22 protein-coding genes and 1 tRNA gene are annotated in these 21,436 nt (G+C 63.3%); 12 read left to right on the forward strand and 11 right to left on the reverse strand.

The window, feature by feature from the left end; genetic code table 11:
* Positions 1-6 precede the first annotated feature (6 nt).
* Positions 7-906, forward strand: a complete 900-nt coding sequence (locus tag R9B85_RS05905) for a bestrophin family protein (RefSeq protein WP_112254206.1) — start codon at positions 7-9, stop codon at positions 904-906.
* Between the two features lie 119 nt (positions 907-1,025).
* On the opposite strand, the gene moaB is transcribed toward R9B85_RS05905, so the two are convergent.
* Positions 1,026-1,565: a molybdenum cofactor biosynthesis protein B gene (moaB, locus tag R9B85_RS05910; protein ID WP_112254207.1), complete on the reverse strand. Its 540-nt coding sequence runs from the start codon at positions 1,563-1,565 to the stop codon at positions 1,026-1,028.
* Between the two features lie 140 nt (positions 1,566-1,705).
* On the opposite strand from moaB, the gene R9B85_RS05915 reads away from it, so the two are divergent.
* Together R9B85_RS05915 and R9B85_RS05920 are read left to right on the forward strand one after the other, a co-directional pair.
* Complete coding sequence (locus R9B85_RS05915; RefSeq protein ID WP_112254208.1) at positions 1,706-2,593, forward strand: LysR family transcriptional regulator; 888 nt, start codon at positions 1,706-1,708, stop codon at positions 2,591-2,593.
* Between the two features lie 151 nt (positions 2,594-2,744).
* A complete protein-coding gene (locus tag R9B85_RS05920) occupies positions 2,745-3,590 on the forward strand; it encodes a DUF6216 family protein (RefSeq protein WP_112254209.1) in 846 nt (281 codons plus the stop codon).
* Here R9B85_RS05920 and R9B85_RS05925 read toward each other — a convergent pair.
* Positions 3,580-4,350 carry an AraC family transcriptional regulator gene (locus R9B85_RS05925; protein WP_112254210.1) on the reverse strand — a complete coding sequence of 257 codons (771 nt, stop codon included), beginning with the start codon at positions 4,348-4,350 and terminating at the stop codon, positions 3,580-3,582. The genes R9B85_RS05920 and R9B85_RS05925 overlap by 11 nt on opposite strands.
* A 379-nt stretch (positions 4,351-4,729) precedes the next feature.
* Between R9B85_RS05925 and R9B85_RS05930 the strand changes: the two genes are divergently transcribed.
* The 5 genes from R9B85_RS05930 to R9B85_RS05950 all read left to right on the forward strand — a co-directional run bounded on the left by R9B85_RS05930 (position 4,730) and on the right by R9B85_RS05950 (position 11,275).
* On the forward strand, positions 4,730-6,346 hold the full coding sequence (locus R9B85_RS05930) for an APC family permease (RefSeq protein WP_013973778.1): 1,617 nt from the start codon (positions 4,730-4,732) through the stop codon (positions 6,344-6,346).
* Between the two features lie 23 nt (positions 6,347-6,369).
* On the forward strand, positions 6,370-7,296 hold the full coding sequence (locus tag R9B85_RS05935) for a 4-hydroxyproline epimerase (RefSeq protein WP_207876946.1): 927 nt from the start codon (positions 6,370-6,372) through the stop codon (positions 7,294-7,296).
* A 46-nt stretch (positions 7,297-7,342) separates the two neighbouring features.
* Complete coding sequence (locus R9B85_RS05940) at positions 7,343-8,290, forward strand: dihydrodipicolinate synthase family protein (RefSeq protein WP_252379328.1); 948 nt, start codon at positions 7,343-7,345, stop codon at positions 8,288-8,290.
* 157 nt (positions 8,291-8,447) lie between these two features.
* The gene (locus R9B85_RS05945) at positions 8,448-10,025 is read left to right on the forward strand and encodes an aldehyde dehydrogenase (NADP(+)) (protein ID WP_423770899.1); all 1,578 of its coding nucleotides are present in this window, start codon (positions 8,448-8,450) and stop codon (positions 10,023-10,025) included.
* 2 nt (positions 10,026-10,027) lie between these two features.
* Positions 10,028-11,275, forward strand: coding sequence for an NAD(P)/FAD-dependent oxidoreductase (locus R9B85_RS05950; protein WP_423770900.1), 1,248 nt, complete (start codon positions 10,028-10,030; stop codon positions 11,273-11,275).
* Between the two features lie 123 nt (positions 11,276-11,398).
* Here R9B85_RS05950 and xenA read toward each other — a convergent pair whose 3' ends face one another.
* Positions 11,399-12,490, reverse strand: coding sequence for a xenobiotic reductase XenA (gene xenA / locus R9B85_RS05955; protein WP_015271369.1), 1,092 nt, complete (start codon positions 12,488-12,490; stop codon positions 11,399-11,401).
* A gap of 50 nt (positions 12,491-12,540) precedes the next feature.
* Here xenA and R9B85_RS05960 point away from each other — a divergent pair, with 50 nt between their 5' ends.
* The gene (locus tag R9B85_RS05960) at positions 12,541-12,876 is read left to right on the forward strand and encodes an ArsR/SmtB family transcription factor (protein ID WP_252379327.1); all 336 of its coding nucleotides are present in this window, start codon (positions 12,541-12,543) and stop codon (positions 12,874-12,876) included.
* A 120-nt stretch (positions 12,877-12,996) separates the two neighbouring features.
* On the opposite strand, the gene R9B85_RS05965 is transcribed toward R9B85_RS05960, so the two are convergent.
* The 4 genes from R9B85_RS05965 to R9B85_RS05980 all read right to left on the reverse strand — a co-directional run bounded on the left by R9B85_RS05965 (position 12,997) and on the right by R9B85_RS05980 (position 16,781).
* The gene (locus R9B85_RS05965) at positions 12,997-13,614 is read right to left on the reverse strand and encodes a helix-turn-helix transcriptional regulator (RefSeq protein WP_112254215.1); all 618 of its coding nucleotides are present in this window, start codon (positions 13,612-13,614) and stop codon (positions 12,997-12,999) included.
* Positions 13,614-14,258 carry a hypothetical protein gene (locus R9B85_RS05970; protein ID WP_252379325.1) on the reverse strand — a complete coding sequence of 215 codons (645 nt, stop codon included), beginning with the start codon at positions 14,256-14,258 and terminating at the stop codon, positions 13,614-13,616. Before R9B85_RS05970 ends, R9B85_RS05965 begins: the two co-directional genes overlap by 1 nt.
* A 260-nt stretch (positions 14,259-14,518) precedes the next feature.
* Entirely contained in the window at positions 14,519-16,156 is a 1,638-nt protein-coding gene (mqo, locus tag R9B85_RS05975; protein WP_112254217.1) for a malate dehydrogenase (quinone), read from the reverse strand.
* 433 nt (positions 16,157-16,589) lie between these two features.
* Positions 16,590-16,781: a YhfL family protein gene (locus R9B85_RS05980; RefSeq protein ID WP_046616491.1), complete on the reverse strand. Its 192-nt coding sequence runs from the start codon at positions 16,779-16,781 to the stop codon at positions 16,590-16,592.
* 705 nt (positions 16,782-17,486) lie between these two features.
* On the opposite strand from R9B85_RS05980, the gene R9B85_RS05985 reads away from it, so the two are divergent.
* The 3 genes from R9B85_RS05985 (at position 17,487) to R9B85_RS05995 (ending at position 18,524) form a co-directional block, all read left to right on the forward strand.
* Positions 17,487-17,759, forward strand: coding sequence for a DUF3077 domain-containing protein (locus tag R9B85_RS05985; RefSeq protein ID WP_025340252.1), 273 nt, complete (start codon positions 17,487-17,489; stop codon positions 17,757-17,759).
* A 160-nt stretch (positions 17,760-17,919) separates the two neighbouring features.
* Complete coding sequence (locus R9B85_RS05990; protein WP_370290641.1) at positions 17,920-18,177, forward strand: type II toxin-antitoxin system RelE/ParE family toxin; 258 nt, start codon at positions 17,920-17,922, stop codon at positions 18,175-18,177.
* Positions 18,174-18,524: an addiction module antidote protein gene (locus tag R9B85_RS05995; protein WP_112254218.1), complete on the forward strand. Its 351-nt coding sequence runs from the start codon at positions 18,174-18,176 to the stop codon at positions 18,522-18,524. The genes R9B85_RS05990 and R9B85_RS05995 overlap by 4 nt, the downstream gene beginning before the upstream one ends.
* A gap of 97 nt (positions 18,525-18,621) precedes the next feature.
* Here R9B85_RS05995 and R9B85_RS06000 read toward each other — a convergent pair.
* From R9B85_RS06000 to bamC, 4 genes are all read right to left on the reverse strand, one after another.
* A tRNA-Ser gene (locus R9B85_RS06000) sits at positions 18,622-18,711 on the reverse strand.
* A 91-nt stretch (positions 18,712-18,802) separates the two neighbouring features.
* Complete coding sequence (gene purC / locus R9B85_RS06005; RefSeq protein ID WP_011535129.1) at positions 18,803-19,513, reverse strand: phosphoribosylaminoimidazolesuccinocarboxamide synthase; 711 nt, start codon at positions 19,511-19,513, stop codon at positions 18,803-18,805.
* Positions 19,514-19,543: 30 nt separating this feature from the next.
* Entirely contained in the window at positions 19,544-20,302 is a 759-nt protein-coding gene (locus tag R9B85_RS06010) for an MBL fold metallo-hydrolase (RefSeq protein ID WP_112254219.1), read from the reverse strand.
* The gene (gene bamC, locus R9B85_RS06015) at positions 20,303-21,424 is read right to left on the reverse strand and encodes an outer membrane protein assembly factor BamC (RefSeq protein ID WP_112254220.1); all 1,122 of its coding nucleotides are present in this window, start codon (positions 21,422-21,424) and stop codon (positions 20,303-20,305) included. It abuts the gene before it with no gap.
* Between the last annotated feature and the right edge of the window lie 12 nt (positions 21,425-21,436).

The following is a 21,436-nucleotide window of genomic DNA, read 5'->3' on the forward strand; positions in this document are numbered from 1 at the left end:
ATTGCCATGATCGTCCACCCCACCCCCGATGTGCTGCGTGTGCTGTTCACCCTCAAGGGTTCGATCGTCAAGCGCATTGCCCTGCGTTGCCTGACAATCACCCTGCTGGCCGCGCTGATCGTGTTGGTCGAGCGGCATTTCCCGGCGTTTTTCTACCCGGTCAGCGCCACGCCGTTCACCTTGCTGGGCCTGTCGCTGTCGATTTTCATGAGCTTTCGCAACAACGCCTGCTATGACCGCTGGTGGGAGGGGCGCAAGGCCTGGGGCAAGCTGATCATCGAAACCCGTTCGTTCGTACGCGAAAGCCTGGTGATTACCGACGAACCTCTGCGGGCCGAACTGTTGCGCAGCCTGTGCGGCTTTGCCCATGCACTGAATGCACGGCTGCGCAATGAGGACGAACTGGCCGCCGCCCGGCCCTGGCTGGCCCGGCCCGAAGCGATCAGCCCGCACAACGTGTGCGACGCCATCCTGCGCGAAATCGGCGGGCACTGCTCGCGGCTGGCCGCACAGCAGCAGATCAGCGACTGGCGCTACAGCCTGCTGGAACAGCGGCTGGTGGGCCTGACCGAAGTGCAGGCCACCTGCGAGCGGATCAAGGGCACACCGTTGCCGTTCCCCTACACGCTGTTGCTGCACCGCACCATCTACATCTTCTGCCTGCTGCTGCCGTTTGCCCTGGCCGAACCGCTGGGCTGGCTGGCGCCGCTGTTCACCACCATCGTGGGGTACACGTTCTTCGGGCTGGATGCGATTGGCAACGAACTGGAAGACCCGTTCGGGCGCGACGAGAACGACCTGCCGACCGATGCCATGGTGCGGACCGTGGAGCGCGATGTGCTGGCGGGGTTGGGGGAACAACAGCTACCGCCGGCGTTGCTGCCGGTGGGGTATGTATTGAACTGAATGGTTGGGGTTTACTGTGCCGGCCCCTTCGCGGGTAAACCCGCTCCCACAGGGTTCGAAACCTGTGGGGTCCCTGTGGGAGCGGGTTTACCCGCGAAAGGGCCAGCACAGGAGAGCACTCAGCCCCGGCTGGCACACGCCTCGATCGGTTTCAAGTGCTTGACGAAGTTGCACGGCCGGTGCCGCGCATCCAGTTGCTCCGCCAGGATGCCCTCCCACGCCGTACGGCAGGCCCCGGTGGAACCCGGCAGGCAGCACACCAACGTCCGGTTGGACAGCCCGGCCAGCGCCCGGCTTTGCACGGTCGAGGTGCCGACATCGAGAATCGACAACGCACGGAACAGTTCGCCAAAGCCATCGATGCGCTTGTCCAGCAGGCACTCGACCGCTTCCGGCGTGCTGTCACGGCCGGTAAAACCGGTACCGCCGGTGATCAGTACCACCTGCACCTGCTCGTCGGCAATCCAGGTGGCGACCTGGGCGCGGATCTTGTAAAGGTCGTCCTTGAGCAACGCCCGCGCCACCAGGCGGTGGCCGACCTCCACCGAACGGCTGGCCAGCAGTTCACCGGAGGTGTCGTTGTCATAGGTACGGGTATCGCTGACAGTCAGCACGGCGATGTTGAGCGGTACGAAGACCGCGTCGGGTTGGACGCGCACGGTGGGGCTCCTCGAGTGGCATTGCCGCCACGCTAGAGGCATGGCCCCGAGGCGTCCAATCGATATGGCGTACCGACTGATCAATGACATCTATCGCAGACGTGGGTTAAGGTCTGCACAACCCGCTACCAGGCACTTCCATGGACATCAAGCAGCTCAAGTTCCTCATCGCCCTCGACCAGACCCGCCACTTCGGCCAGGCGGCGGCGCTGTGCCATATCACCCAGCCGACGCTGTCCATGCGCCTGCGCAACCTGGAGGACGAGCTGGACCTGGTGCTGGTCAAGCGTGGCCAGCGCTTCGAAGGCTTCACCGAGGCCGGCGAGCGCATCCTGGCCTGGGCCCGCACCTTGCTCGCCGCTCACGACGGCCTGCAGGCCGAAGCCGCCAGCTGTCGTGGCCAGGTAGTCGGCAGCCTGCGCCTGGGCACGGTGCCGCTGGCCAGCTTCAACCCCATGCACCTGCTGCTGCCACTGCGCGACAAATACCCCGAACTGCACTTCCAGCTCAGCTCGCTGAGTTCGGAACAGATCATCGACGGGCTCAGCCGCAACCAGCTCGACCTGGGTATCTGCTACCTCGACCAGGTCAACACCAGCTTCTTCGAAGTGATCGAACTGGGCACCACCACCATGGGCCTGCTGCACGATACCCGGCACTTCCAGTTTGCCAGCGACACCCTGCGCTGGGACGAGCTGGGCGACATTCCGCTGGGCCTGCTGAGCAAAGGCATGCACTACCGCCAGTCGCTGGACCTGAGTTTCCGCAGCCGTGGCCTTGAGCCGAACGCGGTACTGGAAAGCGACTCGAGCTTCCAGCTGATCCAGGCCATCAACACCGGCATGTGCTGCGCGGTCATGCCGCTGGACTGTGGCCTGGAAGACCTGAGCGAACACCTGCGTATCCTGCCGGTGGCCGACGCTGCCATCCACAGCCCGGTCGGCCTGCTACTGCGGCGCAGCGAGCCGCGTTCGGCAATTGCCGAGCAGTGCTTCGATGAAGCGCGGCTATTGTTCGCCAATGCCTGAGCTTGGCTCGGCAAGCAGAACTTTCCTACAGGCAACTCAGAAGCTTCGCTAACGACAGGTCAGATTAAGCGCCTTTATCATCGTCGCTTCATCGGACCCGCCGGCCGGCAGCGCATGCACAAGGCCAGCTTACTTCGTTAAAGGAGCTGACATGAACACTTCCACAAACCTGGCCTCATCCTTCTGGAGCATAGAAAACCTGGCGCCCTTGGCCGGGATCGGCGCGCCCATACTACTGGGGATCCTGTTGTGGTTTATCTACAGACGAGCCGGTTCGCTGTACTTTCTTCGAGACCTCATCTGGCGCATCTTCGGTGGTACCACCGAATTCGACAACCACTCGCAGTTCGACACCCTGCGCAAGGAGCTACGGGAAATCGAGTACTTTCGCTATGAGTTCAACATCCCCGCGAAAAACCTGCACGAGGCCAACCTTGCCCATCGCTGGATCGTCGACAACGGCTTGGCACCCGGCGACCTGAGCCGCAACCGCGCCTACATCGACTGGAGCGACTTCAACGCCCCCAGGTTCGCTACCGGCAAATTCTCACCGAAACGCTTCAGGTGTTTCATTGCACTGCTGGCCATACTGGGCGTGCTGCTGGCTCCCCTGCCCATGGCAAGCCAATCGCCATACATGATGGTTTGGCTGAAAAACGAGCCGGACTCACCTGCTTTCTATCTGTCGCAACAGGACATCAAGTTTGAAATGTGGTTTCCGGATGACAAGCTGACGCTGGACCAGTGCCGGTCTTCGGAAAGACTGGCGCCCTTTACCCGCTACATGCCGGAAGAAAATCTGGACACCATCTGCTCGTTCTTCATGGCCACCGACTACGCAGTGGAAGTTGAAAAGGGCCTGAAGGGCCAGCGTCGGTTTCTGGCGGTTGTGTCCGCGATACTGTTTCTTGGCCTGGTGCTGGTGGTACTGAAGCTGTCACGAATGCAGCGCGCGCAAACCGTTTATAGCCGCTTCATCGCGTCTACTACGCCGTAGCCTGGCGGTATTGCCTCGGCGTGAAGCCGGTCAGTTGCTTGAACTGGCGGCTGAAGGCGCTGTGGTCGGTATAGCCGCAGCACATCGCCACTTCGGTGATCGGCAGGTCCGAGTGCAGCAAACGGTGGGCGTGCTCCAGGCGCGCCTTGTGGATCATCTGCCGTGGCGTCAGGTGGAACACCCGCTTGCAGTAGCGCTCCAGCTGGGCCACGGAAATGCCGGCGATACGGGTCAGCTCGCCCATGCTGATCGGCTGGTGGAAATGCCGGCGGATATGCTCGTCCACCGCCGCCAGGCGCTGGTAGGCGGGGTGGCTGTCGGCGGCTGACTGCAGGTCGACCGAAATGCCCACCAGGCCGATGATCTCGCCGGTCTGGTTGTACAGCGGGCGCTTGTGGGTCAGGCACCAGCCAGGCTCGCGGCTACCGTACAGGTGCAGCTCCAGCTGGTCTTCCAGCACCAGGCCTTCCTTGAGAACGCGACGGTCCTGCTCGGTGTAGCCGGGGCCCAGCTGTGCCGGGAACACTTCGGCGCTGGTCTTGCCCAGCAGCGGTTGCAGGCGCTTGAGGCCACAGCGCTGGACCAGGGTGTTGTTGGCCAGCACATAGCGGGCGGCCGGGTCCTTGATGAAGATCGCGGCGTTGGGGATGGCGTCGAGGATCGGCAACAGCAGGGATACGCCGGCGAGCAGGGCCTCGAGGCTGGCGGGGCGGTGCTGGTCGAGGGACTGGTACAGGGTTGCCAGGGGGGTGTCGGTCATCTGCTCTAGCTCGGTTTGCTGTGTCGGCCTCTTCGCGGGTAAACCCGCTCCCACAGGTACTACGCAGCCCTCGAAAGCTGCGGAGATACCTGTGGGAGCGGGTTTACCCGCGAAGAGGCCGGCACAGCGAGTAAATGTCTACAACCCTTATGCGGTATGGCTTACAGCCTATCCACCGCCCTTCCCTCCCACCACTGTTTTTTTGCAACTGTGCCGATTTCGTCATCCCCCCTGCAGAAAACCATCAAGAACCGTCGCCCCGATCGGTCCACTCTATGCCCCACGCAAGCCGCCCCAAGTCCTACAAGAGCGCGGCCCAAAAAGCCGCATCTCGTGACATCAGACCTGCCTATCCAATAACCAACAAAAAGGCGAACCCATGTCAGGCAAATTCAAAAAACAGTTGTCATTGCTGGACCTCACCTTCATCGGCTTAGGCGCCATCTTCGGCTCAGGCTGGTTGTTCGCCGCCAGCCACGTCTCGGCCATCGCCGGCCCGGCCGGCATTCTGTCCTGGTTCCTTGGCGGCTTCGCCGTTCTGTTGCTGGGCATCGTCTATTGCGAACTGGGCGCTGCCCTGCCGCGTGCCGGGGGCGTGGTGCGCTACCCGGTTTACTCTCACGGCCCGCTGCTGGGCTACCTGATGGGTTTCATCACCCTGATCGCCTTTTCCAGCCTGATCGCCATCGAAGTGGTCGCATCGCGCCAATACGCCGCCGCCTGGTTCCCCGGGCTGACCAAGGCCGGCTCCAGCGACCCGACCGTGCTCGGCTGGCTGGTACAGTTCGCCCTGCTGGGGCTGTTCTTCTTCCTCAACTACCGCAGCGTGAAAACCTTCGCCAAGGCCAACAACCTGGTCAGCGTGTTCAAGTTCATCGTGCCGCTGCTGGTGATCGGCGTTCTGTTCACCTTCTTCAAGCCAGAAAACTTCGAGGTCCAGGGCTTTGCCCCGTTCGGTCTGTCCGGCGTTGAAATGGCGGTATCGGCCGGTGGCATCATCTTCGCCTACCTGGGCCTGACGCCGATCATTTCGGTGGCCAGCGAGGTGAAGAACCCGCAACGCACCATCCCTATTGCGCTGATCCTCTCGGTACTGCTGTCCACCGCGATCTACGCCCTGCTGCAACTGGCCTTCCTCGGCAGCGTGCCGACCGAGATGCTGAGCAACGGCTGGGCCGCAGTGACCAAGGAACTGGCCCTGCCCTACCGCGACATCGCCCTGGCCCTGGGTGTGGGCTGGCTAGCCTACCTGGTGGTGGCCGACGCGGTGATCTCGCCCAGCGGCTGCGGCAACATCTACATGAACGCCACCCCGCGCGTGGTCTATGGCTGGGCGCAAACCGGCACCTTCTTCAAGTACTTCACCCGCATCGACGCCGAGTCCGGCATCCCGCGCCCGGCACTGTGGCTGACCTTTGGCCTGTCGGTGTTCTGGACCCTGCCGTTCCCGTCCTGGGAAGCGCTGATCAACGTGGTTTCCGCCGCCCTGGTACTGAGCTACGCCGTGGCCCCAGTCACCGTCGCCGCCCTGCGCCGGAACGCCCCCGACATGCCGCGCCCGTTCCGGGTCAAGGGCATGGGTGTGCTAGGCCCGCTGTCGTTCATCATCGCCGCGCTGATCGTGTACTGGTCGGGCTGGAAGACCGTGTCCTGGCTGCTGGCCCTGCAGATCGTGATGTTCGTGCTGTACCTGCTGTGCGGCCGCTTCGTGCCGACCCAGCACCTGTCGCTGGCCCAGCAAGTGCGCTCGTCGGCGTGGCTGATCGGCTTCTACGCCGTGACCATCCTGCTGTCGTGGCTGGGCAGCTTCGGTGGCCTGGGCGTGCTCGGCCACCCGTTCGACACCGTGGTCGTGGCCGCCTGTGCGCTGGGCATCTACTACTGGGGCGCTGCCACCGGCGTACCTGCGCACCTGGTGCGTCTGGAGGGCGAGGATGAAAGCGAAGCCTCCTCCGAAAGCTACCCAGGCCAGCGCCCTGCCGCCGTCGCCTCCTGACCCACTCTCGAATGGATATGCCCATGAAACACGTTCATGTCATCGACTCGCACACCGGCGGGGAACCGACCCGCCTGGTGATGAAAGGCTTCCCGCAACTGCATGGCCGCAGCATGGCCGAGCAGCGTGACGAGCTGCGCGAGCTGCACGACCAGTGGCGCCGCGCCTGCCTGCTGGAGCCTCGTGGCAACGATGTGCTGGTCGGTGCGCTGTACTGCCCACCGGTATCGGCCGACGCCACTTGCGGGGTGATCTTCTTCAACAACGCTGGCTACCTGAACATGTGCGGCCACGGCACCATCGGCCTGGTCGCCTCGCTGCAGCACCTGGGCTTGATCGCACCGGGCGTGCACAAGATCGACACCCCGGTGGGCCAGGTCAGCGCCACCCTGCATGAAGACGGCGCCGTCACCGTCGGCAACGTGCCGTCCTACCGCTACCGCCAGCAGGTGCTGGTGGACGTGCCCGGCCATGGCCCGGTGCGCGGCGACATCGCCTGGGGCGGCAACTGGTTTTTCCTTGTTTCCGAACACGGCCAGTGCATCGAGCTGGGCAACCGCGAGGCGCTGACCGAGTACACCTGGGCGATGCTCAAGGCCCTCGAAGCCCAGGGCATCACCGGTGAAAACGGTGCGCCCATCGACCACGTCGAACTGTTCGCCGACGACGCCAACGCCGACAGCCGCAACTTCGTGATGTGCCCCGGCAAGGCCTACGACCGCTCGCCCTGCGGCACGGGCACCAGCGCCAAGCTGGCCTGCCTGGCCGCCGACGGCAAGCTCGACCAAGGCCAGACCTGGGTACAGGCCAGCATTACCGGCAGCCAGTTCCAGGGCCGCTACGAGCATGACGGCGATCGCATTCGCCCGTTCATCACCGGCCGCGCCTACATGACCGCCGACAGCACCCTGCTGATCGACGAACAGGACCCGTTCGCCTGGGGCATCTGACCCCGGCTTTTTCCAAAAAAATCGAATATCGCGAGGAGTGACAACAATGACCAACAACATCTTCACCGGCACCATGCCCGCCCTGATGACCCCCTGCACCGCCGAGCGCAAGCCGGACTTCGACGCCTTGGTGCGCAAGGGCCGCGAGCTGATCGAGGCTGGCATGAGCGCCGTGGTGTACTGCGGTTCGATGGGTGACTGGCCACTGCTGACCGAGGCCGAGCGCCAGGAAGGCGTGGCGCGCCTGGTGGCCGCCGGTATTCCGACCATCGTCGGTACCGGCGCGGTGAACACCCGTGAGGCGGTAGCCCACGCTGCCCACGCGGCCAAGGTTGGCGCCGCCGGCCTGATGGTCATCCCCCGCGTGCTCAGCCGCGGTGCCTCGCTGATTGCCCAGAAGCACCACTTCTCGGCCATCCTGGCAGCCGCACCGAAGCTGCCGGCGGTGATCTACAACAGCCCGTACTATGGCTTCGCCACCCGCGCCGACCTGTTCTTCGAACTGCGCCGCGAGTTCCCCAACCTGATCGGTTTCAAGGAGTTCGGCGGTGGCGCCGACCTGCGCTACGCCGCCGAGCACATCACCTCCAAGGACGATGACGTGACCTTGATGGTCGGCGTCGACACCCAGGTGGTGCATGGCTTCGTCAACTGCAACGCCACCGGCGCCATCACCGGCATCGGCAACGCCCTGCCGCGTGAGGTGCTGCACCTGGTGAGCCTGAGCAAGCAGGCGGCCAAGGGTGACGCCAAGGCCCGCCGCCTGGCGCGCGAACTGGAAGCGGCGCTGGCGGTGCTGTCGTCGTTCGATGAAGGCTGCGACCTGGTGCTGTACTACAAGCACCTGATGGTGCTGAACGGCGACAGCGAATACAGCCTGCACTTCAACGAGACCGATGCACTGACCGACGCCCAGCGCAACTATGCCGAGCAGCAGTACGCGCTGTTCCGCACCTGGTACGCCAGCTGGTCGGCTGAGCAGAACCTGGCCTGATCGTCTGATTCCAGGCCGAGCCGCAGCCCCTGTGGGAGCGGGTTCACCCGCGAACACCGGCGAAGCCGGTGCCAGGCACCGAGTTGCCTGCTTCGCGGGTAAACCCGCTCCCACAAGGGCTGCGCTCTCCCTTGATATTGATTCCAAAGGAGGCTCCATGACCCTCACAGGCAACCTGCTGATCGGCCAGACGCCGGTAACCGGCAGCCGCGAAGCCATCCGTGCCATCGACCCGACCACCGGCCATGCGCTGGAGCCGGCCTACCACGGCGGCACCGGCGAACACGTTGCCCAGGCCTGCGCCCTGGCCTGGGCGGCGTTCGATGCCTACCGCGAAACTTCGCTCGAACAACGGGCACAATTTCTCGAAAGCATCGCCACGCAAATCGAAGCCCTCGGCGATGTCCTGATCGACCGCGCCGTGGCCGAAACCGGCCTGCCCAAGGCGCGCATCCAGGGCGAGCGTGGCCGCACCTGCACCCAGCTGCGCACTTTTGCCCGTGTGGTGCGGGCCGGCGAATGGCTGGATGTGCGGGTCGACAACGCGCAGCCCGAGCGCCAGCCCCTGCCGCGTGCCGACCTGCGCCAACGCCAGGTGGCCCTGGGGCCGGTGGCGGTATTCGGCGCCAGCAATTTCCCTTTGGCCTTCTCGGTGGCCGGTGGCGACACCGCCTCGGCCCTGGCCGCCGGTTGCCCGGTGGTGGTCAAGGCCCATGGCGCCCACCCAGGCACCAGCGAGCTGGTCGGCCTGGCAGTGGCAAAGGCCGTGAAGCAGTGCGGCTTGCCGCCCGGTGTGTTTTCGCTGTTGTACGGCTCCGGTCGTGAAGTGGGCATTGCGCTGGTCAGCGACCCGCGCATCAAGGCCGTTGGCTTTACCGGCTCGCGCAGCGGCGGCATTGCGCTGTGCCAGGCGGCCCAGGCCCGCCCGGAACCGATCCCGGTGTACGCCGAAATGAGCTCGATCAACCCTGTGTTCCTGTTCGACACCGCCCTGCAGACCCGCGCCGAGGCACTGGCACAAGGCTTCGTCGCCTCGCTGACCCAGGGTGCCGGCCAGTTCTGCACCAACCCCGGCCTGGTGATTGCCCGCCAAGGGCCGGCGTTGCAGCGTTTCATCGACGCCGCCAGCGAACATGTGCGCCAGGCTGCGGCGCAGACCATGCTTACCCCGGGCATTTTCAGTGCCTACCAGGCTGGTGTCGGCGCCCTGGCCGCAAACGCCAATGCCCAGGCCGCCGCCAGTGGCCTGGTCGGGCAAGGCCCCAACCAGTGCCAGGCGCAGCTGTTCGTGACCCAGGCCGAAGCGTTCCTCGCCGACCCGGCGCTGCAGGCCGAAGTCTTTGGCGCGGCGTCGCTGGTGGTGGCCTGCGCCAACGATGAGCAAGTCCGTCAGGTGGCCGAGCATCTGGAGGGCCAACTGACCGCCACCCTGCAACTGGACGACGCTGACATCGCCAGCGCCCGCGCACTGCTGCCGACCCTCGAGCGCAAGGCTGGCCGCATCCTGGTCAATGGCTGGCCGACCGGTGTAGAGGTATGCGACGCGATGGTGCACGGCGGGCCGTTCCCGGCCACCTCCGACGCCCGCACCACCTCGGTGGGCACGGCGGCGATCCTGCGCTTCCTGCGCCCGGTGTGCTACCAGGACTTCCCCGATGCCCTGCTGCCGCAGGCGCTGCAGCACGGTAACCCGCTGCAACTGCGGCGTCTGCTCGACGGTAAACGGGAAGGCTGAGCATGGTCGAAACCGCTGAAACCGATATCGCCGTGGTCGGCGCCGGCATTGTCGGCGTCGCCTGTGCCCTGCAACTGGCCCGCCAGGGCCGCCGGGTAACTCTGGTCGACCGCCAGGCACCCGGCCATGGCGCGTCCTACGGCAACGCCGGGCACCTGGCCACCGAGCAGGTATTCCCGATTGCCGACCTGTCGATTCTCAAACGCCTGCCGCGCATGCTGCTGGACCCGATGGGCCCGCTGCGCCTGGACTGGAAGTACCTGCCCAAGGCCATGCCGTGGTTCACCCGCCTGCTGCTCAACCTGCGCCCAGGCCCGTTTCAGCGCAGCGTGGCCGGCATCCGTACCTTGAACGAGGGCAGCCTGGGTGCCTGGCAGCGGCTGCTGGGTTCGATCGGGCGCAGCGAGCTGTTCCAGGAAGATGGCTCGCTGCTGGTATTCGAGCGGCCGGAGTCGCGCCAGGCCCTGGAGGCCTTGCGCGCGCGCATGCAACAGCAGGCGGTGGCGGTGGACTTCTGGTCGGCCGACACCGTGCGCGAGGCGGCGCCGCAACTGAGCCCGTCGTTGCAAGGTGGGCTGTTCTTCCCACATACCGGGCACTTCATCGACCCCTACCGAGTAGTGTACGAACTGTTCGAAGCGGCCAAGGCCACTGGCGTGCGTTTTATCCAGGCGCAGGTCGACGGCGGGCGGCTGCACAGCGGCGGGGTCAGCCTGGCCAGCGACCAGGGCACGCTCGATGCCCGCCAGGTGCTGATCAGTTGTGGCGCACATTCTGCGCGGTTGACCGGCGCGCTGACCGGCAAGCAGGTGCCACTGGACACCGAGCGCGGCTACCACCTGATGTTGCCTGGCGAGCATCAGCGTTTGCCGTTTGCAGTCACATCGCTGGAGCGCAAGTTCATAATGACGCCCATGGCCGAAGGCTTGCGCCTGGCCGGCACGGTGGAATTCGCCGGGCTGGACGCGCCGCCGAGCATGCAGCGGGCGTGGCAGTTGCACCGCTTGAGCAAGGGGTTGTTCCGGCGGGATTTGAGTGTGGAGGGAGCGACGCCCTGGATGGGCTTCCGGCCTTCGTTGCCAGATTCGTTGCCGGTGATCGACCGGGTTTGTGATGGGCGGGTGCTGTTGGCGTTCGGACATCAGCACCTGGGGTTGACCCAGGCAGCGGTGACGGCGGAATGGGTGGGGCGGTTGGCTGAACGGGCCGGTGGCGCGGAGATGGGGGCTTACCGGTTGGACCGGTTTTAGCCAGTGCTGGCCTCTTCGCGGGTGAACCCGCTCCCACAGCTATTGCACAGGGCCTGAACCCTGCGGTGATCCTGTGGGAGCGGGTTTACCCGCGAATGGGCTGCAATGCAGCCCCTCCATACCTCAGCGATAACGCTCAAGCCAGTGCGCATAAGGCGCGGGCAAGGTCCATGAGGCTTTCTCCACCCCCAACTCTTTAGCCGCAAAGTAAGCCCAGTGCGGGTCTGCCAGGTGCGCACGCCCTACCGATACCAGGTCCAGCTGGTTGGCCTGCAGCGCCGCTTCCGCCAGTTGCGGCGTACCAAAACCCCACGCCGAAGTCACCGGCAGCTTCGCCTCACGACGCACTCGCTCGGCAATCGGCCCCATGAACGCCGGGCCCCACGGAATATTGGTGTCGGGAATGGTAAAGCCCACACTCACGCTCAGCAGGTCGAGGCCGCCAGCCTTGAAACGGCGCGCCAGCTCGATCGACTCCTCCAGGGTCTGCTCATCACGGCCATCGTATTCCAGCACACCAAACCGCGCGGTCAGTGGCAGGTTCTCTGGCCATACCTCACGCACCGCTGCCAGGGTTTCCAGCAGGAAGCGGCTGCGGTTGTCGAAGCTGCCACCGTAGGCGTCGGTACGCTTGTTGGAGTGCTCGGAGAAGAAGCTCTGGCCCAGGTAACCATGGGCAAAGTGCAGCTCGATCCACTCGAAACCGGCATCGCGCGCACGGCGGGCAGCATCGACGAAGTCCTGCTTGACCCGGGCGATGTCGTCCAGGGTCATCTCGCGCGGCACTTGTGGCAGGTGCGCGCCGAAGGCGATGGCGGACGGGGCGATGGTTTCCCAGCCGCGGGCATCGTCGGCGGCAATGTGGTCATCACCTTCCCAAGGGCGGTTGGCGCTGGCCTTGCGCCCGGCGTGGGCAATCTGGATACCCGGTACGGAACCGGCGGCCTTGATTGCCTGCACCACCGGCACGAAAGCCTGGGCGTGGGCATCGCTCCAGATACCGGCGCAACCGGGGGTGATGCGCCCTTCCGGTGCCACTGCCGTGGCCTCGACCACCAGCAGGCCGGCACCGCCACGGGCCAGGCCGGCCAGGTGCACGTGGTGCCAGTCGTTGATCATGCCGTCCTCGGCCATGTACTGGCACATCGGCGGAATGGCAATGCGGTTGCGCAGGGTGACGTCCTTGAGGGTATAGGGTTCGAACAAGGCGGACATGGGCAAGCTCCCGGGCTGTTTGATTACGATAGTTCGATCATAATCGAACTATGGCAATTAATGATAGCCCCGTTATCATGACGGCCATGCGAACCTATCAACATCCCAATTCTGAAGACCTCACCCTGGAACGCCTGCTCTATGCCCTGAGCGACCCGGTGCGCCTGGGTATCGTGCGTCACCTGGCGGGCGTGGCCGAAGCCAGCTGCGGCGAGCTGGACGGCGGCCGGCCGAAGTCGAGCATGTCACATCATTTCCGCGTGTTGCGTGATGCGGGGTTGGTGCATACCCGCAATGTGGGGACGACCCATATGAACTCGTTGCGTAGCGAGATGCTGGGGGAGCGGTTTCCCGGGTTGCTGGACTGCATTCTGCGACAGAGTTGATTTTTCCTGCCCCGGCCTCTTCGCGGGTAAACCCGCTCCCACAGGGGGCGCACAGGTCTCGAAGGCAGTGATTATCCTGTGGGAGCGGGTTTACCCGCGAAGAGGCCAGCACAGGCAACATCAATCTTCGTTCTTGCCCAGGGCAAACCGGCACACCTGCCCTCCCCTGAGCATGCACTCCTCATGGCTGACCTCGCCTCCACCCAAGGCCCCGATCAGCGCCAGGTCCAGCTCGCACACCACCGGATGCGCCTTGGCCAGGTGATGAAACACGCAATTGTGCGCAACGATCTGCGGCTCGCCCCCCGAGCGGAAGAACACCTGCGCCTCGTACCCGGCATAGTTCATGTGCTCGACGATGCGCGACTCATCCACCACCTGGTGCTCAAGGTCCGCCGCCAGCTTGCGCCCCAGCTGGCGCATCAGCGCCAGCAACGCCTCCTGCCCCAGCAAGCCGGCCACTTGCGCAATCAGCAAGTTGGCCAGCAATGGGTACTGCCGTGGGAACAGTTCGCGGGCATGTTCGGTCAGCTCGTGCAGCTGCTCCGGGCGGCGCCCTGTGGGCCGGGTAGCGCCACGCCTGACCAGGCCGTCGCGCTCCAGCGCTGCCAGGTGCTGGCGCACGGCAGTGCGGGTGATGGCCAGGGCCTGCGCCAGGTCGTCGATGCTCATGCCGGATGGCTGACGCAACAACGCGTGGAGCAGGTCCTGTTGGGTACGGCCCAGGCCTTCGAGCATCAGAATTTGTCCGGGAACTGTTTGACCAATGCCGCAGCCAGCGCATCGGACAAGGTCAGGATATGCTCGCGCATCATCGCCCAGGTGCGCGCCTCGCCCACGTAGTCAGCAGCCGCCAGCTGGTCGATCTGGGCCACGTGGTGCCCGCCGTGGGCGCTGAGCAGCGTCAGCAGGGTCGCCTCGGGCAGGTTCGGGTTGGCCTTGGCCAGGAACGCGGCGATGGCCTTGGCATTGCTGGTCAGCTCATTGACCGCGGCTTGCTGGCCCTTTTTGTCCTTGGCCACGGTGGCGTCGCTGTAGTGCTTGATGGCGCCCCAGTGGCCGGCCAGCAGTTTCAGCAACTGATCGGCGGCGGGCTGGCCGTACAGCGGGGCAATGCTGTTGGCGATCCGGGTGGCGTCGGTGACCACTTCCTTGGCGGCGACTTCAGCCTCCTTGGCGTTGCCGGCCTGGTTGGCGATGGCATAGTTGCGCACCCAGAAGATGTGCTCGACCCAAAGGTCACGCAGGGCCATGCGCGTGGTCGTTGCAGCAGCTTCGGCGGGTTTGGCGGCGGGGGTTTCGCTGGAGTAGGAGTAGCTTTGGCTCCATGCCGGCTGGGCGCACAGGGCAAGCAGCAGTAAGGCGGCGATCTTGATGTTCATGACAGCACCCTCCTGGAGGGGATTGACTGACAAGATTAATTTAAGCATCAAAATATGTTTTTATTGACTACTGCGTGAGCTTTCAGATCAGTGGTTTGCTGTTCTGGCCTCTTCGCGGGTGAACCCGCTCCCACAAGTACACGCGCTGCCTCAGGCTTTTTGTTATCCCTGTGGGAGCGGGTTTACCCGCGAAAGGGACCGAACAGGCAACAAAAAAGCCACGAGGTCTCCCCCGTGGCTTCTGTCACAACAATGGCCCGTTACAGCGCCATGTCATTCTCAGGCTTGCTCTCGACCGGCTGGCTCGGTGCAACCGTGGTGCCGACGCTCTCGTCGATCACCGGTGGCTTCTCGAGCTGCAGCACTTCAGCGGTGTAGTTCCACTCTTTCTGGGTGGCCGCCGCCGAGTCGTTCAGCTTGGTGCCATAGCTCGGCACGATCTGCTTGATCTTGGCCTGCCACTCAGGGGTAGCGACCTTCTCCTTGAACACGGTTTCCAGCACGTTCAGCATGATCGGTGCAGCAGTCGACGCACCTGGCGATGCACCCAGCAGGCCGGCAATGGTGCGGTCTTCGGAAGCGACCACTTCGGTGCCCAGCTTCAGCACGCCACCCTTATCGGCATCACGCTTGATGATCTGCACGCGCTGGCCCGCCTGCCACAGGCGCCAGTCTTCCTTCTTGGCGTTCGGGAAGTAGGTACGCAGGGCTTCGAAGCGGTCATCGTCAGACAGCATCAGCTGGCCAGCGAGGTACTCCACCAGCGGGTACTGATCGATGCCGACCTTGGTCATCGGCCACACGTTGTGGGTGGTGGTGCTGCTCAGCAGGTCCAGGTACGAGCCGTTCTTCAGGAACTTGGTCGAGAAGGTGGCGAATGGGCCAAACAGGATCACGCGCTTGCCGTCCAGCACGCGGGTGTCCAGGTGCGGAACCGACATGGGTGGCGCGCCGGTCGAGGCGATGCCGTAGGCCTTGGCCATGTGCTGCATGGCCACGGTCGGGTTCTCGGTCACCAGGAACGAGCCGCCCACCGGGAAGCCTGCGTATTCCTTGGCTTCAGGAATGCCCGACTTCTGCAGCAGCTTCAGTGCGCCGCCGCCGGCACCGATGAACAGGAACTTGGCGTCGGTGGCCGACTCGGTACCGTCCTTCAGGTTCTTGTACTCGACGTGCCACGAGCCGTCCTTGTTGCGGGTGATGTCCTGCACTTCGCTGGACAGCTTCAGGTCGAAGTTTTCCTGGGTTTTCAGGTGGCCGACGAACTGGCGGGTGATCTCGCCGAAGTTGACGTCGGTGCCGATTGGCGTCCAGGTCACGGCCAGCTTCTGGTTCGGGTCGCGGCCTTCCATCATCAGCGGGACCCACTTGGCGATCTGCGCGTGGTCTTCGGAGTACTGCATCGGGCGGAACAGCGGGCTGGCCTGCAGCGCCTCGTAACGCTTCTTCAGGAACTTGATGTTGTCATCGCCCCACACGAAGCTCATGTGCGGAGTGGTATTGATGAACGAGTGCGGGTTCTTCAGCACGCCCTGGCGCACCTGCCACGACCAGAACTGACGGGAGATCTGGAAGGCCTCGTTGATTTCGATGGCCTTGGCGATGTTGACGTTGCCGTCCTTGTCTTCCGGGGTGTAGTTCAGCTCGGCCAGCGCGGAGTGGCCGGTACCGGCGTTGTTCCAGCCGTTGGAGCTTTCTTCGGCCACGCCATCCAGGCGCTCGACCATTTCCATCGACCAGCTTGGCTCCAGCTCGTGCAGCCACACGGCCAGGGTGGAGCTCATGATGCCGCCACCGACGAGCAGCACATCTACTTTCTTGGTTTCTGCGGCGTGCGCTTGCATGACGCTTGCAGCGACAGCCAGACCCAGCAAGGTCTTGCCAGCTTTCTTGAACATTGATCGATTCCAGTCAGGAGAACAGAGGGTGGGCCTGTGGCTGGCCCCGGTAAAGCGTGTTCTGCAGCGCAGGCTTGTTGTTGATCATTGTTCAGCAGCCAGAGAACCAGAAAACGACTCGGCCTTTTGTCGAATTGACCGACAAGGCTGAATCGTTTTTCCGATTGTAGCTTAAATGCCAGCACAAACAAATTGCCGGCCTGGGAGTCAAGGTGACGGGTTGTCTCACGCCTGTATTGGCCTCTTCGCGGGTGAACCCGCTCCCACAGGTGCCATGCCGCACTCAAGTCCGGTGAGATTCCTGTGGGAGCGGGTTCACCCGCGAAAGGGCCGGCACAGGCTGAAGTGCCCCACAAACAAAAACCCCCGGCCATGTACATGACCGGGGGCCTTGGATCACGCCGCAAGCGTCGCGATCAGGGTACCGCCAAGATTACTGCTGCTGAGGCAGTTTATCGATCGGGCCGCAGCCACCGATGATCTTGGAGATGGAAACCGAAGGGTGGAACAGGTAGTCGTAGCTGCAGTTTTTCGGCTGGTTGTAAACCTGGCCAGTGCAGCCCGACAGCAGGGCAACACCCGAAACGACAGCAACGGCTACGGTAGCCTTGAACAGCTTTTTCATACTAAGTCCTTTAAATGAATCATCTTCGGCCATCATTCTGATGGCGGCAGGATGATACAGAACATGAGCATTGGATCCAAGCAGCAACGTGCATTGGCTAGTTGCAGGGATGCAGTTGTAGGAGCGGCCTTGTGTCGCGATGGGCCGCAAAGCGGCCCCTGTCCTACACCTGAAGCTCAGAATAATCCCCTTCCATGTAGGCAATTTCCCAAACATACTGCCAAACCGCTCAAACTGTTGCGACGGATTGGGTCGCGCTCTAGTCTCGGCTTGTCGTTGCAAATCAACGACCGGCTTTGACAGGCCGACAACTTCTCCGTGCACGTACACCCGTTATGGCGGCAGTACGTGGGGCACCTCGTGTGCGCCGAGTCTCCGGAGTCCTCGGTCTGTCAACCCGCGTACCGCTGCCACCCTCTTGTTTGACAGCAAGTCCGTAGCAGCTCGACTGACTCTGGAGCTAACTATGCGCAAGATGGTCCCCGATCCACCCCTCTCCCTCGATTCCACCCAGGCTCTGCAAGACACCCTGGTCCAGTCCTCAGAGTACGTACTCTGCGCCCTGTTCGTGGCCCGCCAATCCGTGCAACTCAAACCCACCCACAGGGGGTAATCATTGCCCTCAAGTACTGCGCTGTACCTGTGGGAGCGGGTTCACCCGCGAAGAGGCCGGTACAGACATACAAAATCCTAGGGAGATTCACCATGCCCACCGACGACACAAAACAACCCACCACAGTCGGCAAGACCTGCTTCTACCAAGGCGAAAACAACACCCACCCACTGTTCCGCATCGAACCTGGCATCCCCTGCCAGGACGCCCGCGAACAGGCCTCCGAACTGATGGGCTACGTCCGCGACCTGATCATCACCGGCCTGATGGACGGCGACCAGAAACTGATCTGGGCATCGCACTACCTGAGCGCGATGGCCAAGGCGCTGCTGGATGATGCCGAATTGGGGATGATGAAAAAATAAGGCAACGAGATAGCCTCTGGAGACATAACCATCCAGGGGCACCATTCGACGCCATGTAGTCCATTTCCCAAACCTAAGCCAAACCCTGCTCAGGCTATTGCTGTGCTCCACTCGTCCCCTTAGCCTCATCGCGCAGCACGCGGTCGCTCACTCATCGACAATCAAAGACCCGATCGGCAGAAGTGCTACAACCTCAAGAATCGCCCGAGCAGAAAATGGCAGCTTCGGCGATATCGAATCGGTAGGCGACGGTGTCAGTGAAATGCGCGTGTCTGTCGGGCCCGGATATCGAATCTACTTCGTACGAACGGGCTCGACCCGCTACCTGATGCTGTATGGCAGCGATAAAACGGATCAACCCAGAGGCATCAAGCGAGCCAAGGAAATTCTTGATGCTGTACGAGGTAAACAACGATGAGCGACAAATTCACTTCCGAGGACATGCCAATCCTTGAGCTGGACTTGAGCAATAGCAAACGGTTCGAGGCTTCCCGGTTTCTAGACAGTCCCGAAACCATCGCAGCTTTCCTGGCAGAAGCAATGAAAGCTAACGACGCTCAAATCCTGATGCATGCGTTGGGCGAAGTGGCGAAAGCCAAGGGCGTGAACCAATTTGCACAAGAGGCGGGCTTAAATCGTGAATCGCTTTACAAGACTTTGAGGGGTGGCGATAAGACACGCTTCTCAACTATTCAGAAGCTGATGCTGGCTTTGGGAGTTGAGCTGACAGTGAGGCCACTCCAGAAGCTACCAGCTTCTTCATAGGACGCCACCCAACAGGCAAGCAGAACGCCAAATCGATTGCCGGTCCAACAACGAAAAAGCCCCCGGAAACTTTCGCTTCTAGGGGCTTCATCTTGTATGGCGGAGAGATAGGGATTTGAACCCTAGGTACTGTTGCCAGTACAACGGATTTCGAATCCGTCCCGTTCGACCACTCCGGCATCTCTCCAATGCCGCGCATCATACCAGCGTTCTTTTAAAACGCAAATCTTTTTTTCAAAAAAATCGCGTGGTATCAGGCGCTTGCGTGAACGTGGCGCTTACAGCGGCACGCCCAGGCGCTTGGCAACTTCTTCGTAGGCTTCGATCACGTCGCCCAGGCCCTGGCGGAAGCGGTCCTTGTCCATCTTCTTGCGGGTCTCTTTGTCCCACAGGCGGCAGCCGTCCGGGCTGAACTCGTCGCCCAGCACGATCTGGCCGTGGAATACGCCGAATTCCAGCTTGAAGTCGACCAGCAGCAGGCCGGCGTCATCGAACAGCTTGCTCAGCACTTCGTTGACCTTCAGCGACAGCTTCTTCATTTCCACCAGCTGTTCGGCGGTGCCCCAGCCGAACGCGACAACGTGGGATTCGTTGATGAAGGGGTCGCCCTTCTCGTCGTTCTTCAGGAACAGCTCGAAGGTGGACGGCTCCAGCTTGATGCCCTCCTCCACGCCCAGGCGCTTGACCAGGCTGCCGGCGGCGTAGTTGCGCACCACGCACTCGACCGGGATCATGTCCAGCTTCTTCACCAGGCACTCGTTGTCGCCCAGCAGCTTGTCGAACTGGGTCGGCACGCCGGCTTCTTCCAGTTTCTGCATGATGAAGGCGTTGAACTTGTTGTTCACCATGCCTTTGCGGTCGAGTTGTTCGATGCGCTTGCCGTCGAACGCCGAAGTGTCGTTACGGAACAGCAGGATCAAGCGGTCGGCGTCGTCGGTCTTGTAAACCGATTTGGCCTTGCCGCGGTAGAGTTCGTCGCGTTTTTCCATGATTGGGCTCCGCTTGCTTGAGGTGTTGGGCTAGGCGATTTCGCGCCAGTCGAGCCCGTGTTCCTGATTCGCCACCTGGAGCCAGTCCGGGTCGCACCCAAGGGTGTCGACGAAGCACTGGCGGGCCAAGTGTGGCAGGTTGTTCTTGCTGCTGAGGTGGGCCAGCACCAGGTGTTGCAGGTTGCTCCAGCCCAACTCGTGCACCAGGCGCGCGGCCTGGTGATTGTTCAAATGCCCTTGCATGCCGCCCACCCGCTGTTTCAGGAAGGCCGGGTAGTGACCGCGCGCCAGCAGGTCGCGGCAATGGTTGGCCTCGATCAGCAGTGCATCTAGGCCCTGGTAACGCTCCAGCAGCAGCGCGTCGTACGAGCCCAGGTCGGTCAGCATGCCGAAGCGCCGCTGGCCATCGCTGACCACGTACTGCAGCGGCTCGTAGGCGTCGTGCTCGACCCGCGCCGCCGTCACTTCCAGGCTGCCGATACGCAGGCTGTCGCCACAAGCGAGAAAACCGGCCACCTCCACCGGCTTGCGCATGCCGCGCAAGGTCCCCTGGCTGAGGTAGACCGGTACATTGTAGCGCCGTGACAGCAAGCCGACCCCATGCACGTGGTCGGCATGTTCGTGGGTGACCAGTACCGCACTGAGCTGGGCCGCCGACACGCCGAGCAGCGCCAGGCGCCGCTCGGTCTCGCGCAGGGAAAACCCGCAATCGACCAGGATGAACGTGTCACCACGGGCGATCAGCGTGCCGTTTCCCTGGCTGCCGCTTCCGAGTACCGCGAAGCGCACTTAGCCCAGGTGGTCCTGAATGGCGCTCAGCACGCGGCGGGCGACATCGGCCGGGGCCACGGTGTTGATGTTTTTCTCGACGGTGACCTGCACGCTCTCGCCAACCTTGCTCAGGCGAACCTGATAACGCTCGGCACGGGCTTCACGCTCTTCCTTGGTCGGCTCGCTGCCGAACATGCGGCCAAAGAAACCAGGCTGGTTCTGCTTGTCTTCAGGCTTTTCGGACAGGTTGATGTAGTACAGGCCCAGGCTGCGGTTGATGTCCTCGACACGCCACTCGCCGCCCTGCTCCAGGGCACGGCCCACGCTGGACCAGGCGCGGTCCAGGTCGGCGCCAAGGTACAGCACCGGGTTGCCGCTGCCGTCTTCGCTCAGGCTGACGCGGCTTGGCGCGTCGAAATCGCGCGCGGCCAGCAGCGAAACCGAACCGCCCTTCTCGGCACTGCGGTTCATGCTGGCAAGCATTTCGTCGACCAGCAGGGCATCGGCGCCGGTGTTGCTGGAGGTGGACGGGAAATCAGGCTCGGCAGTGCTGCCGGCCGGGCGCTCGACGCTGACCACATACACCTCGGAGGTGTTGCGCTGCACGCCAGGCTCCATGCGTACCCGCACTCGCACTTCGCTGTCAGCGCTGCTGGCAGTGCTGGCCAGGCGCTGGCCGAGCGATGCCGACAGTTCGTCGAAACGCTGCCAGGTGGTGTTGAATTCGCCAGTCTGCGGGCGCTCTTCGGCGATGCGGAAGCCGTTGTCCTCGAAGAACTGGCGAGCCACCGGCCACACTTCGGCCGGCGAATGCTGGGCCAGTACCCAACGGCTGCTGCCGCTGCGCTGCAGGCTGTAGTCGGTAACCTGAGCGCCGCTACCGGTCAACGGTTGCGGGCGCGGCACCTCGAACTCACCGGTGGCGCTGTCGTCGGCGACGTTGCGCGGAATCGGCAGCAGCGGGTCAAGGCGCTTGACGTTGCTGGCGTCCGGCGGCAGCTGCATCGGCGCAGTCGGGCGCGCCTGCAGGTAATCGCTGCCGCGGTCGCGGAAATAGCCATCCTCGCCCCACAGCCAGCCACACCCACTGGTGCTGGAGATGATCAGGGCAAGGGCAGAAAGACCAGCCAGTCGCTTCATGCGGTGTACTTC

It is taken from the genome of Pseudomonas sp. NLJ1, assembly GCF_049486705.1.
Classification (GTDB): domain Bacteria; phylum Pseudomonadota; class Gammaproteobacteria; order Pseudomonadales; family Pseudomonadaceae; genus Aquipseudomonas; species Aquipseudomonas inefficax.